Source organism: Klebsiella sp. 64, from assembly GCF_018223915.1.
Classification (GTDB): domain Bacteria; phylum Pseudomonadota; class Gammaproteobacteria; order Enterobacterales; family Enterobacteriaceae; genus Klebsiella; species Klebsiella pneumoniae.
The window spans coordinates 1-13,859 of record NZ_JAGRQZ010000026.1 but is presented as its reverse complement, the minus strand read 5'-3'; the positions used below and the strand labels follow the sequence as shown (position 1 = coordinate 13,859).

12 protein-coding genes are annotated in these 13,859 nt (G+C 59.1%); 2 read left to right on the top strand and 10 right to left on the bottom strand.

What is annotated here, in order from left to right; genetic code table 11:
* Nucleotides 1-49 precede the first annotated feature (49 nt).
* Nucleotides 50-325, bottom strand: a complete 276-nt coding sequence (gene ychH, locus KHQ23_RS18045) for a stress-induced protein YchH (protein ID WP_002910437.1) — start codon at nt 323-325, stop codon at nt 50-52.
* 272 nt (nt 326-597) lie between these two features.
* Here ychH and pth point away from each other — a divergent pair, with 272 nt between their 5' ends.
* Both pth and ychF read left to right on the top strand, forming a co-directional pair.
* Nucleotides 598-1,182 (top strand): aminoacyl-tRNA hydrolase, encoded by a 585-nt coding sequence (gene pth, locus KHQ23_RS18040; RefSeq protein ID WP_004180389.1) that lies wholly within the window; start codon nt 598-600, stop codon nt 1,180-1,182.
* 117 nt (nt 1,183-1,299) lie between these two features.
* Nucleotides 1,300-2,391, top strand: coding sequence for a redox-regulated ATPase YchF (ychF, locus tag KHQ23_RS18035; RefSeq protein WP_002910443.1), 1,092 nt, complete (start codon nt 1,300-1,302; stop codon nt 2,389-2,391).
* An 82-nt stretch (nt 2,392-2,473) separates the two neighbouring features.
* Here the strand turns inward: ychF and KHQ23_RS18030 are convergent, their stop codons facing one another.
* The 9 genes from KHQ23_RS18030 to KHQ23_RS17990 form a co-directional block, all read right to left on the bottom strand.
* On the bottom strand, nt 2,474-2,803 hold the full coding sequence (locus tag KHQ23_RS18030; RefSeq protein ID WP_023313351.1) for a hypothetical protein: 330 nt from the start codon (nt 2,801-2,803) through the stop codon (nt 2,474-2,476).
* A gap of 83 nt (nt 2,804-2,886) precedes the next feature.
* Nucleotides 2,887-3,801, bottom strand: a complete 915-nt coding sequence (locus KHQ23_RS18025; RefSeq protein WP_002910453.1) for a sugar ABC transporter substrate-binding protein — start codon at nt 3,799-3,801, stop codon at nt 2,887-2,889.
* Nucleotides 3,802-3,932: 131 nt separating this feature from the next.
* Nucleotides 3,933-5,348, bottom strand: a complete 1,416-nt coding sequence (locus tag KHQ23_RS18020) for a VasL domain-containing protein (RefSeq protein WP_032417284.1) — start codon at nt 5,346-5,348, stop codon at nt 3,933-3,935.
* Nucleotides 5,349-5,367: 19 nt separating this feature from the next.
* Nucleotides 5,368-5,811, bottom strand: coding sequence for a type VI secretion system baseplate subunit TssE (gene tssE, locus KHQ23_RS18015; RefSeq protein ID WP_004152261.1), 444 nt, complete (start codon nt 5,809-5,811; stop codon nt 5,368-5,370).
* A 2-nt stretch (nt 5,812-5,813) separates the two neighbouring features.
* The gene (tssJ, locus tag KHQ23_RS18010) at nt 5,814-6,350 is read right to left on the bottom strand and encodes a type VI secretion system lipoprotein TssJ (RefSeq protein ID WP_004184604.1); all 537 of its coding nucleotides are present in this window, start codon (nt 6,348-6,350) and stop codon (nt 5,814-5,816) included.
* Nucleotides 6,331-7,347 (bottom strand): type VI secretion system baseplate subunit TssG, encoded by a 1,017-nt coding sequence (gene tssG / locus KHQ23_RS18005; protein WP_072201031.1) that lies wholly within the window; start codon nt 7,345-7,347, stop codon nt 6,331-6,333. Before tssG ends, tssJ begins: the two co-directional genes overlap by 20 nt.
* 29 nt (nt 7,348-7,376) lie before the next feature.
* Nucleotides 7,377-9,140, bottom strand: a complete 1,764-nt coding sequence (gene tssF, locus KHQ23_RS18000) for a type VI secretion system baseplate subunit TssF (protein ID WP_211776868.1) — start codon at nt 9,138-9,140, stop codon at nt 7,377-7,379.
* Nucleotides 9,141-9,273: 133 nt separating this feature from the next.
* Nucleotides 9,274-12,684, bottom strand: coding sequence for an ImcF-related family protein (locus KHQ23_RS17995; protein WP_032434757.1), 3,411 nt, complete (start codon nt 12,682-12,684; stop codon nt 9,274-9,276).
* Nucleotides 12,668-13,825 carry a hypothetical protein gene (locus tag KHQ23_RS17990; protein WP_047694770.1) on the bottom strand — a complete coding sequence of 386 codons (1,158 nt, stop codon included), beginning with the start codon at nt 13,823-13,825 and terminating at the stop codon, nt 12,668-12,670. The genes KHQ23_RS17995 and KHQ23_RS17990 overlap by 17 nt, the downstream gene beginning before the upstream one ends.
* Between the last annotated feature and the right edge of the window lie 34 nt (nt 13,826-13,859).

Below are 13,859 nucleotides of genomic sequence, written 5' to 3'. Positions count from 1 at the left end.
AGAAAAGCGCATCGGCCTTCAGCGGCCGATGCGGGAAATCATGCTACGGTTAGCTGTGACGATGCTGGTTACGACGGCAGCGTTTATCGTAGTGGCGCACCCACCAGTAGCGGTCGCTGACCTGCTCGTGGCCGCCAATACGGGCACCGGCCAGCCAGAGCACTGCGCCAACGAAGATGCTTAGGATTGCGCCATGCGCAAAGAATTGTGGCAGGTTAAGCTGCGGAAGCTGGTTCAGAATGGAGTAACCTACCCCCACAACCATCACCACCAACCCTAACCCCATGAGTACGTTACCGAGTAACGAAGCGTTTTTGCGTTTCATGTGTCACCTCCGGACTTTGGGTTGCCAGGGAATGTCCCCAAATCTTATAGGTGTAGTATAGACAAGGTCTCTTCTGCGGAGTGCGTCCACGATCACATTAGTGAACAGCGAATAGACAAAAATTTACAAATAAGTCTATGAACCATATCAAATTCTAATGATTTAGTGAGTAAATCATCAATGCGGGTATTGTCTAATAGCCAGAATTTTGTCAAGCGCGCCCGCAGACAGTACACTACGCGGCAGAGAATGCCCCATGCAGGATAGAAAACGTGACCATTAAACTAATTGTCGGCCTGGCCAACCCCGGTGCGGAATATGCCGCTACCCGGCACAACGCTGGCGCCTGGTATGTGGATTTACTGGCGGATCGCCATCGTGCGCCGCTGCGCGAAGAGAGCAAATTCTTCGGCTACACCTCGCGCATCAACCTGGCGGGCGAGGACGTCCGCCTGCTGGTCCCCACTACCTTTATGAACCTCAGCGGTAAAGCCGTGGCCGCGATGGCGACCTTTTATCGCATCAACCCTGATGAAATTCTGGTCGCCCATGACGAGCTGGATTTACCGCCGGGCGTGGCGAAATTTAAGCTTGGCGGTGGCCATGGCGGCCACAATGGCCTGAAGGATATCATCAGTAAGCTCGGCAATAACCCGAACTTTCACCGTTTACGCGTCGGAATCGGCCATCCGGGCGACAAAAACAAGGTTGTCGGCTTTGTGCTTGGCAAACCACCGGCCAGCGAGCAGAAACTGATCGATGACGCTGTCGACGAAGCGGCGCGCTGTACCGAAATCTGGTTAAAGGACGGGCTGACCAAAGCGACCAACCGTTTGCACGCCTTTAAGGCGCAATAAGCCGTTGGCGTGCGGCATTTTTGCCGCGCACCGTGTATAATAGGCAAAGCTATTCAATTTTCTGCAATCTGTTCCTTGTAACAGATTGATTATCCAAAGATTAAGGTGATTTAAATCATGGGATTCAAATGCGGTATCGTCGGTTTGCCCAACGTCGGCAAATCCACCCTGTTCAATGCGCTCACCAAAGCGGGTATTGAAGCGGCCAACTTCCCCTTCTGTACCATTGAGCCGAACACCGGTGTCGTACCGATGCCCGATCCGCGTCTGGACAAGCTGGCTGAAATCGTCAAACCGCAGCGCATCCTGCCGACCACCATGGAGTTCGTGGATATCGCGGGCCTGGTGAAAGGCGCGTCCAAAGGTGAAGGTCTTGGCAACCAGTTTCTGACCAACATCCGTGAAACCGAAGCCATCGGCCATGTGGTTCGCTGCTTTGAAAACGATAATATTATTCACGTCGCGGGGAAAGTGAACCCGGCGGAAGATATCGACGTTATCAATACCGAACTGGCGCTGTCTGACCTTGATACCTGCGAACGCGCGATTCACCGCGTCTCCAAAAAAGCCAAAGGCGGCGATAAAGACGCGAAGGTTGAGCTGGCCGCGCTGGAAAAATGCCTGCCGCAGCTGGAAAACGCCGGTATGCTGCGTGCGCTGGATCTGACCAAAGAAGAGAAAGAGGCCATCCGCTATCTGAGCTTCCTGACCCTGAAGCCGACCATGTACATCGCGAACGTCAATGAAGACGGTTTCGAGAACAACCCATACCTCGATCAGGTTCGCGCCATCGCCGAGCAGGAAGGGTCTGTGGTGGTGCCGGTGTGCGCCGCCGTCGAAGCGGACATCGCCGAGCTGGACGATGAAGAGCGTGACGAGTTCATGGCTGAGCTGGGCCTCGAAGAGCCGGGCCTGAACCGCGTGATCCGCGCCGGTTACGCTCTGCTGAACCTGCAGACCTACTTCACCGCGGGCGTGAAAGAAGTTCGCGCATGGACCATCCCGGTCGGAGCGACCGCGCCGCAGGCAGCCGGTAAGATCCACACCGACTTCGAAAAAGGCTTTATCCGCGCGCAGACCATCGCTTATGAAGACTTCATTGCCTACAAAGGCGAACAGGGCGCGAAAGAAGCCGGTAAAATGCGTGCTGAAGGTAAAGACTACATCGTGAAAGATGGCGATGTGATGAACTTCCTGTTCAACGTCTAATCCCGCTGGCTGGCGTTTTCGCCGCCACCGCGCAAAAAAAATCCACGCCGCTGCGTGGATTTTTTTTTACCCAGGCGACACGCTACTCCACAATATGGGTATCTTCTGCCGCCTCGTAGCCATCAACGATCTGCACAATTTTCTTTAACTCGCCCTCGATGAAAGCCGGGGTGGCGCTTTCCCCTGAGGCCGGGTGATGAAGCTCCACCGAGATACCGCTGGCGGCATTGGTCAGCGACAGGCTGATCTCCTGCAGGCCCCGCGAGGACGAAGAATGCCCGATATGCTGCATGATAGCCGCCGCCGCCGCGCGCGTATCAACGTCTGCGAGATGCCCCCATCTCATTTCAACATGCCCCTGCTGCCCTGCCTTTATCACCTGCAGCGTATAGCCGCTTCTTGCCGTTGCCATGCCTTTTCCTCCGATTTAGTTGCCCGGGCGTCACATTATCAGCCCGGTTTTATCAGCCAGGTTCGCGCACCTGCGCCTTGCCGTTAATGACTCTTTTCCACATAGGTCTGCATGTTTTCTTTGGTCACTAACTCAAACGGGATCCAGACATGAGACTCGACCTTTTCTCCTTTAATCAGCTTCAGCGCTACCGCTAAGGCCGTTTTGCCCTGACCGACGGCGTCCTGGAAAACCGTCACCTGAATCTTATCGCTGGCCAGGGCTTTCAGCCCGTCCGGGGTGGCGTCGATCCCGCCGATCAGCAGCTTCTTCTGGCTTTTCTCCAGCGCCATCGCCGCGCCAATCGCCATCTCATCGTTGTTCGCCGCCACAATATCAATCGCTTCTCCGTTGCCCGTCCAGTTCTGCATCAGATCCATTCCCTCGCTGCGGGAATAGTTGGCCGGCTGTTTCTGCACCACTTTCATTGCCGGATACTTGGCCACCACCTGCTCCACATCTTTGGTGCGCTGCAGCGCGCCGGCGTCGGTGAGATTGCCGATCATGATGGCGACGTTGCCTTTGTAGTTCGCCAGCTTCGCCAGCGCCTCCATCTGCAATGTGCCAGACTCCCGCTCGTCCGAACCGACAAACACCACGCCGGGCGGTAACGTTTTATCCCCCGGCGTCCGGTTCACATACACCAGCGGCATTTTGGCCTGCTGCGCCATCTTCGTCAGCTGCGGGGTGCTGGCGGAGTCCACCGGGTCGACGATGATCGCGTCCACGCCGGAGGCAATGAAGCTCTGCACCTGATCGGCCTGGCGTCCGGTGTCGCCGCGGGCGTCTTCAAACTGTACGTCGACGTGGCGGGCTTGAGCTTCTTTCTCAATGGACTGGCGGATAATAGTGAGAAAGTTTTGATCGAAGTAGGCCATTGAGACGCCGATCTTCTCCGCTAATGCCGAAGCGGAACTGGCCAGAAGGCCTACTAACAGGATGATTTTACAGTGCTTCATAGTATGCCCTCAGAGATCGAAATAAAATTTTCAATACAACCACAAACGGTATATTTAAATCATTTTCAGACTACGAAGGGCGTTCGGTTCTTGCAATATTGATGTAAAGAAAATGTTGCCATGCGCACACTTTATTTCACCGCCTCACTCACCGAGGGCTCACCGGTTCTAGGGAGCGCAGCGGTCGGCGACGCCGGCTGTTTTCGCTTCAGCAGGGCATACTCCACTATCAGCTGTTGCAGATGCAGCTCCGCGAGGCTTCCCCGAGCGGCTGGCCAGGGTTGATCAACGGGAAGCGCGGCCAGCTGGCGCAGCTGCTCCTCCAGCGGAACAGCGCGGTTAAACGACTGCGTGATGGCAAATACTGCGGTTTTCAGTTCGCTCACCGTCAGGTACTTCCCCTTCTGCTCGTCGAGGGCATTGAGCTGGTCGGCGAGCCGCTGCAGCTGCTGCATGCCCTCCGACCAGCCGGTAAGGTTTTCCGCGGGCAATGCGCCAGCACTCAGCTGCTGCCGCCACTGCTGCGCCAGCGGTTGCGCCTGATCCGGCCAGCGGATAAGGGCCTGGTGGACCAGCTGGTCGCCGTAGCTGACCGCCCAGTCCGGCGCCAGGCGGGCAAGCTCGCCAAGCTGGCGCTGCGTCTGTGGCAGATCAACCGGCCCCGGGGGCGTTGTCGCCGGCAGGCCCGGTATCGGTCCGGCATTTTGGGTGACCGAAATGGGCGGCAAGTCGGACTGACGCAGCGCCAGCCATCCGCCGACGGCGATACCCGTTACCGCCAGCATGGTAACCATTCCGGCGATAAACGGCTTCCAGCGCGGCGCGGCTGCCGGAGTAGACGCCGCCACCGGCGCGGGCCGCTTTGCAGGTGAAGGCGGAGCCAGCGGTTCAGCCTTTGGTCTACGTTTTAGGTCTGGCACTGGCTCAACCTTCGCCGCATCCTCTTCGCTGACCAGAGTGCCAGGAAGTTCCGCGTCAGACACCGCCACCGGCGGCGCGGTGGGAAGCGCTGGCGCAGGGTCGAGGCTCTCGAAGCGAGTTGCCGTGCTGTGCAGTATCGCCCGCAGGTCGCTCAGCTGGTTTTCAGGAGCGATCTCAAGGCGCTGGAGCACTGCGTCGAAGCTTTGCAGCGAACGTTCAGCCTGCTCAAGCGAATCAACATCCTCTGGGGTAAGATTCAGGGTACGGATCACCTGCCGCAGCCGCTTGCTCAGGGTGCGGAAGATCTCTGTCCGGGCCGGGAGCGCCTGTGGCCACAGGTTTTTCCCCTGACGAACCAGCAGCGACTCCATCAGCGTCAGCCCCTCATTGATCCCTGCCACCCCGCCCAGCCGGGCGCGGGCCAGGGTATACCAGGCGACAGTCTGCAGGTCCGCGCCGTGATGCTCCAACAGCCCGCGGGCAAGCTGCTCGGCATACGGCCAGTTAATATCCGGCCGCGCCGGGTGGCTGAGCTTGTTCATTTCCGCACGCAGGGCCATAAAATCAGCCAGCGTGCGCGGGTCGCCACCGGCTTTATAGTGACGGTCGTGGTGTGTTGTCATCATGATGTCTTTCAGCGAGAGATTAGAGGGCGGAGCGGGCGTCAAGGTACTGCTGACGTTTGAGGTGGCGGATCAACACCCTGCCCTCGGGCATAAACTCCGTGCCGTAACGCACCAGGCCAATATCCTTCAGCTCCGCATCAATGGCATAGCGCAGTTCGCCGGGCGCATGCTGATCGAGCATCACCACCGCGATCCGCTGCAGGCGCGGTTCGTATTTCAGCAACACCGCCGACAACGTGCTCATCAGCTGGTGCGCCGACGCTGGCATCCCCTGGAGGATAGCGGTCATATCCGGTAGGCCGTAGTCCGGCAAATGCGCCAGCGTTCCGGCCCGACAGTTGAGGATGCGCTGCATGTTATCGAGCACCGACAGGATGACCTGATCCGTTTCGCTGACAGTATTCAGGTCAAGCCCGCCGGCGAAATTGCCGTACAGGATGTCATACAGGGAGGGACGAGGCATTTTCACTTCTCCTTAAACGGGTGCAGCGTCAGTTGATTTTGGCTGGCTTCGATAATGCGCGGCCTCGCCGGATCAAGTTCGTCCCGGGTGAGTACCAGCCGCCAGCTGTTTTGCGTCAGGTCTGGATCGATAAACATGGCCGCCACCGCCACAAACTGCGCGCTGGTTTCCATGGGCATATCGACGGTCACCGATTCGCCCGGACGCAGGCGAACATCTTTTTCCGCCACCCGGTCCGCCTGCAGCGCCTGGCCATCGCCGGCAAACAGCGACGGGTAGTCAGTATTGTCGAACGCTTGCCGGTCCTTCAGCTGATAAATACGCACCACCGTCGCCAGGGAGGCGCCTTTGGCATTGTTATTCACGCCTTCCCGGGCGCGAAGATCCAGATGCAGGGTTTTCACCTGGGGGTAAAAAATGGACTGGGTCACGGAAACGGCGCCGTCTTTCACGGTCTGCGTCAGGCCGCAGCCGGTTAAGAGGGTAACCATGAGGAATGCCAGCAACCTGGCGGAGGGTTTAACTGCGGTAATCGCCATCTTCATCGCTCTCCCTGCGGTGGATATTTTCCCGGACGCGCTGATAGCGCCCCAGATAAATCGTGACTCTGTCGTCAGCCTGTTTCTGCGCATCCAGCGGACGCAGCACAGCGGTACGGCCGAGCTGGACGGCATGCTCCTGCTGGCAGCAAAGTTGCGCATCCGGCAGTAAATGGCGGGCGACGCAAAGCTGCAGCCGCACGTCAAGATGAGATCCGAGCCAGACGTGCAGAAGCGCCATCAGGTCGCTGAACAGTTCGCCGCCGGGCAGCCAGCCGCGAACCTCATCAGGCTTTTCCGTGGCCAGCTGCAGCAATACCTGACCGTTCACATCCGTGGCGTGGGTTCCCATCACTGGCCTATGTTGCAGGCTAACCGGCTGACGGACGCTCATCGTTAACGGCTGCGACAAGGGGATCCGGCAGGGATCGTGGTGGTACACCGTCGCCCGGGTCCCCGGGGCCAGGAGCGCCACCAGCGCCTCCATGCCTTCCCCGGATCTCCCCGGCAGCATCATCACCGGCAGCAGCGCCAGAAATCGCGACAGCGGCGCTGCGGCAACGGCGGCACATCCCGGTATGCCCAGCCCCGCCAGGCCGAGCAGATACTGCGAGATGTTGTCCGTGCCGCCCGCCCGAAAGGTTGCCGGGTAGGAATATTTGCGCCAGATACGGTAATACTGGGCGATCAGCCGATGGTTAAAGATATCGAGGAAATCCTCGGTGGCCTCGACGCCTTCCCGCCGTTGCGCAATGTCATCGCTATAGTGGGTCGGCAGCGGGGATTCCACGCCGTAGAGTCCCATAAAAGTCACGTGAACCGCCGGCGGACGGGGCGGTTCAGGATCGTCCATTCCGCGGATTTCGCCAGCCGGAAAGCCCATCCCCGGATGCGGGCGAAAGCGTATGGGTTCATCACCTACTAGCCAGCCGCTGCCGATGATCGGCGCCTTCGGATGGTTCTTCTCCAGCAACTGGCAGAAGCGGTAAAAATTCATGTACGGCAACTGAGGCCGGAGCTGCGCCATCAGCCGGGCAGGCGCAGACTGTGATTCTCTTTCCACCGGATACATTTCCCTTCAGGTTGAACAATGAGCGTCAGCTGGTTGAACTGATTCATATCGGCATACAGTGCGAAAAAGCGGTTGAGCATATCGCCAAACAGGTGGACATCGCCCGCACCGGTAAATCCGCTACCGTCGAGCGTCACTTCGATATCCAGCCCGCGCAGCAGGAAACCCTGCTCGAAACGCTGAATTCGGTGATGGCTGACCGCCAGAATGGCGTCCAGACGGCGATTATTGAGCTCATCCTCCCGCCAGTTGTAGAGCGACAGCGTGCCGCGCAGCACCTCGGCGCTGCTCATCATGTTGAGAAAACGGGTGCCCAGATGGCTCATGACCCGCCAGTGGTAGCGGTCTTCCGCCGGGGGATAGGCCGGCAGCGTGGGCCTACAGAGATTGCGGACGGTAAGCGGCGTGGCTGATATCGACTCACAGCGATCCAGCAGCGTGCTCTGTAGCGCCCGGCGCGGCAGCTGGCCGTTAGTGCCGGTGATGCGCAAGGAGACCGTTTCCCGCGCCAGCTCCCGGTCAGCCTCCCATTGCTGTCCGCCGAGGATAAGCCAGGTATCGTGCATGCCGGTTACGCCCCGTTTTACGCGGGTGTGGTAGTAGCGCTCCGGCGCATGGCGACGCATCATTCCCCCCTGGTGACGAAAGCGGGTGAAAGGCACATAGCGCGCCTCCCCGGTGCGCCCGGAGCCGGTCACGCTGTCAACAGAATAGATTTCGGTATGCCCGTCCTGCAGGCGCTTCGGACGCAGGAGATATTCGCTCTCCAGCCCGCTGATGGTCAACGGATCGGCCTCAAGGGTAAACAGGTTAATCACCGGCACACAGTGCAGGCGCAGGCTGCTTGCGCTGACGGGTAAATCACTTTGCCAGACCTCGCTGAACACCACCTCAAGCGTGAAATGCGATATCCCCGCCGGCAGGGTGATGTTTTCCAGGCCATTTAGCTGCACGAACATAAATTTTTCGCGAAAGGTGAAATACTCGAGCAGCAGCTGATAGCCGCTGAAAGCGCTCTCCCCCTTCGGCCATAAACGATCCTCCTCGCTGAATCCCCCCGGGGAAAAATAGCCGTCGAGGCTTACCCGCTCTGTCTGACCCGGCAGACGCAGGTACAGCGCGGCCTGGCGTCGGGTCAGCCACAGATGGAGGGCGCTGCCGGTAACGGCGTCTTCCCCCAGGTACAGCGCCAGGCGGCGGAGATCGGTCTGCGACCAGTCAGCCAGCTCGCTACAGGCGAATCGTAGTCGCAGGGCCGAACGTCCGTCCGGCTCCGCCGTCATCACCGCCTCCTCTATCGCCAGCGGGTTAAGCGTCAGATCGCGGGTGGTTCGGTACCGGCACACGGTATTTTTCGGCCCCAGTGGGCGGGAGCTAATCTCAAACCCGGCGGGCACCGTTTCCGCTATCTTCATCGCCGGCAGCGTTGGGGTCAGCGCCACGATCGATAGCGATGGAATAGTGCGCAAATAGTGCGGCCACAGCATGCTGACCAGCCCCTCGGTCAGCTCCGGCAGATCATCATCAATTTTTTCGCGCAAGCGACCTTCGGAAAAGGCAAAGCCTTCAAACAGGCGCTCAACGTAAGGGTCCGGCGTACCGGCTTTATCGAGATCCAGCATCGCCGCCCGATCGGGGTGAGCCTGCGCGAACGCTTTTGCCGCCTCGCGCAGGTAGCGCATTTCAGCATCAAAATATCGCAGGGTTAAATCGTCCATTATGAATATTCCATTATTCGTCTACAGGGAGACACGCAGCATGGCTGCGCGGTCAGATTAGTTGGCCGTCGGGCGGCCATGAGCGAAGGAGGCCTGGCGTTGCAGGTCAACGCCAATCAGTGAGGGAGAAGGTTCAGTATCCCTCTTCGCCGGGTATATCGTCGGTCAGCGGAACACGTTCAGCAGACGCGCGCACGCTGAATATCGTCTCCGGTAGCGTAAAGTTTCGCAGCGCCAGCAGCGCCAGCGGTCCTTCCCCCGCCTCGGTACGCAGCGTGTAGTTCAGCAACAGACCATCCGGCGCTTTCCAGCTCAGGCTCCAGCTGCTGCTCGTTCCGGGATAAGCGCTGACCACCGCCTTATCCAGCAGACGGATCCACCCCCAGGCGCCCGGGAAATCGCCATACTGGCGGGTGCCCGCCCGGGTACTGACCCAGCTCAGACTGGCGCCCGGCGCTTCGGTGTCAGCGGGCCAGCTGAACCGCCGCCAGACCGGCATCTGGTTCATATAGACAAGTTTCTGACTGTCGATGACCAGCTCCGTCTGCATCACGCCGTCCGCGGTGCCGGGACGTAGCGCAAAATGCAATCCCGCTTCGCCGTTGGCGAACGCGACGTCGGAGAGATGGCTCAGGGTATTCATCGCCTCCAGAAAGGCCGGGTTAAACGTCAGCCCCTGAGCATTGATACTGTCCGCCATCCAGCGGCTCCCCTCTTTATGCAGCACGCCGTTCAGCCGGGTCTGCAGAAAGCGGGCGATGCGCCCGGTCTCGCTGTCGAGGTATTTTGCCAGCAGCGGCAGAGAGACTTCACTGCTGGTATTTTTAAAGGGGTAGCGGCCGCCAAAGGCGCTATTCCAGTCCTCCACCACCGCGCTGCGCCACTGGGCGTTGAGACTTTCCGCCGCCGGGGTCAGCACCTGCTGCCAGGCCTGTTCCATCGGGCGAACAAACAGCGTTTGCCCAAATCCACTCCACTCCTGGCCCAGCCCCGCCGCCACCAGGCTGCCGTAGTCGCGCGTTTCGGTTAAATCCACGGCCTTGCCCTGGAATACCGTCTGCGCAAGCAGGCGGGTCATCGCCTGCGGGTCGGTGGCGTTGGTGACCTGCTGCAGGCGCAGACGCACCTGGGTGACGCGGGTCAGGAAGGTCTGCAGGCTAAGACGGCTGGTGGGCGTCCCGCCGTCGCGATTGTCCAGCAGCGCCAGCACGGGTCCGAAGGTGGCATCCAGAGGACCGCGCGCGCCGGACCGTTGATCGATGACGGGCGAGTTATCACGGTTAAACAGCTGCCTGGCCGATTTGACCAGCGAATCGGCGATGGCTTCCCCGGTCTGGCCGGTTCGCCCCTGCACGCTCAGGGTGTTCATCAGCGCCACCAGCGGCGACTGGCGCACATCGGCCATCAGGGTCAGCTGGTCAATGGCATCAGAGAGGGTCGCCGCGCGCTGCCAGCGCAAACTGTTGAGGAAATCCAGCCAGGCGCCGCTAAAATCAGCGAAATAACGCTCCGCCAGCCTGGCTCGCAGAGCTTCCGGCGACGTCGACTGCGCGGCAGTCTGCTTCGTATCGCTCAACACCCAGTCCATTTCATCGCGGCGTTCCGCGACCACTTTCTCAATGGCCGGCTGCACGGCCTGCTCCCAGGCCTGACGGGTAAACATGCCCGGCACCACCTCATCAGTGCTGAACAGACGCGAAGCATCGGTGTCGGCAGTCATATCCGCCAGGCGCATATCGGCATACTGATTCGCCACCTGCGCGAGCATCTTCTGGTAAAGCGTGGACTCACTGTTGCGCTGGCCCATCTGTCGAATTAACCGTGTGCGCACCTGGCTGACCAGACCGTCATCGACAGGCAGACGCCACTGCGGATGCGATGCCAGGCTGGCGGCATAAAATGCCAGCAGCGAAGGGCCGCTGCCCTGCCAGACGGCGTCGGCGATGCCTGAGCGCTGCGACCAGTCCTGCATTAGCGTGGTGGCGAACCACGCGGCGTCCATTTTTTCCGGGCGGGTCAACATCAGATATTGTTTCAGTTGTCCGTAAGCGGTCTTCGTCATCTTCTCACGCAGTGGGCTGTCCGGCGGCAGCTGCACGAAGGCGGTGAGCTGCTCTTCCAGATGATGCGCCGCCGCATCGCGCAGCAGCGGCTGCGCCCTCTCTCCGTAGCGCGGGAACAGCGCCGCCAGCAGGTCATCGTTCTGACTGAGGCCAGCGCGGAGGTACCACGGCGCGCCGTGCTGCGAGCGGTATTCCAGTTGAGAAAGCGTTTTCTGTAACGCGGAGAGCGCATGCAGGCGTACGGCCAGCGGCTGTTTCTCCGCTGAGGCCAGCCGCACCTGCTCCTGTGCGATCGCCACCAGGTGGCGGTTGGCGATAAAAGAGACTGTCATTGAGGCGGCCCAGAGTAACATCAGGGCGGCGGCGGCCACGCTCATCCCACGCATCCAGTTGACTCCCTGTTTGCGCGGACGTAGACCGGCTGGCAACCACAGCACTGAGTCTGGTATCGTTTCCCAGCGGTTATCCCGTCCCCAGTGATGACTGACACTGCGACCAGCCTCTACTGACGCCTCACTAAATACCACCCCGGCCAGCGGCAATGGTCGGTATGGATTAAGCAGTATCGATAACGGTTCCACCACCGCTTCCGCTTCCCGAGTCAACTGGTCGGCCAGCGCGAGTAAAAAATTGTGCTGTGGTTGCCCGCATATCTGCTGGATGCCCTGCTCTATCAGTAACGACGCCAGGGCAGTGAACTGTTCGGCAACTATTTGCGGCGTACAACCTGCAGGTAACAGGCAGCCTACAGGCTGAGTGATACGTCCATTTTTTTCGTTGCCCCCCTCATACAGCGACCAGACGTATAGGGGTAGTTTCCAGCCAATAGCTTCGAAGCGTAGCTTTAGAGAGTGAGACACACTGTCCATTTCATCTGGCGTGAGCCTGGGCTTCGTTCTGTTCATCGTTGTCAAAACGCCGTCAAAGCCCGATGTTATCCACACCATACCATCAGCCGGGCGATAACGCAGTTTACGCAGCGCTGTGAACCAGGCGTTATCTACCGCTGCCCCAGGGTCTCCACCCCACAGCAATAATGTACCTTGATCTTCCTGCCAGAGTTCCTGCGTGAGCTTTGGGGTCAGTTGTTCTACGTCTCTGACTGAGCCAATTATCAGCAGAATACGGACTTTGCGGGACCAGGCGCGTCCATACTGATAGCGTAGAGTCTGGCGAATTTCCCCCACCGTAATATGATGGGGAGGTGTCAGCGCCACGCGCCCTTCTTCGCCGGGTAAGACGCTGGCCTGCTGCGACTGCCGGCGATATAAACTCTCCTTCACACGGCGGGACATTGCAGGAAGGTAAAAAACAAATACCAACGCCAGACAGACCAGGACAAACACCAGTACCTGCTCGCCCCGCGTATTGATATTCAGCATGCCGCCATAGCGGGTGATCCCCCACCATATTGCAGCCATCCCGGCCAACGTAAGCCCGGCCAGGCCAAACCGGCCCAGGCCATTACCCGGTATATTCATCTTCACTCCCTGGGGTGATGGTACTGATGAAATGTTCCTGTTCGCTGGAAAATAACGCCAGCAGGGGCTGTTTACGGAGGCTGACCAGATCGGCTGCCAGCGCGGTCAGGAGCCAGGGCGCTGCGGGTCCCGGAATACCGCACCATTTTTCCAGCAGCGCGATATCTTCAGCTTTCCATGGGGTATGCATTTTGCCGCCCTGCGTGATAAGCGCGGCGCTTCTTTCCGTCCATTTTTTTGCGTCCCCGATAACGGAGGGCGTATGGCAGGCGACAGTCTGGGTTTCCAGAAACAGGGTGATATCGTCTTCAAAGTTCGTCATATCTAAGGGCATAGGACGTAACAGCCGTGATGAGTGCGGCAGATGGTATTTTTGCGCCACATCATCGCTGGTCAGCAGCAGCACGGCCAGCCCGTCGGAGTATGCTGTACCACCGTTGAGCTGGATGACCAGGAGTAAATTGACCGTCAGTACAGGCTGCTTCAGGCGCTCCTCCACTTCCGACAGTGAGAATGAGCCGGTAACGGTAATATCATCAGGCACGGCGCGGCTAGGAATGTGTTCTTTCCAGAGATTACTGAAACTGCTGGTCAGCTCAGGCGAGGGATTATCCGTGATCAGGGTGACATACAGCGGTAGCTCTTCCGGCAGGCACTGCACGCGCTCTTCTATACTGGTCAGCAGCGCATGCATCGCACTCAACTGCACGGGCTCTTCTGCCGGAAGGTAATTAATCCTGCGGGCAAGTCCGTATTGCTGAGGCCGCTCACTCCCCCAATGCGCCGCAGAAATATGATCCGGCAACAGCACTGCACTGCTCAGAACGGCCAGCCAGCGCCCGGCCCAGTCTTCCCACCTCTGCTGTCCGTATTCCGCCTCTTTCAGCAAGAACTGATGCGCTTTCAGATCCCTGTCCCACAGGTAGCAACGCAGGCAAAAAATCAGCAACCAGCATCCTGCAGGCATCAGGGATACCCACCAGATATTTATCACTGAGATAATTTTTACGGTGCCGGAGGCATGGAGGATAAAGAGCAGGACACCGATAATCGCCATCAGTACACCGGCAAACAGCCATCGGGTCAGTGAAGGAGCCGATGGCTGCTCCATGGTCAATGCTTTTGTTCGTACCCAGCCCATTTTTTATCCTATCGCGCATTCCGGCGCGCCGGAA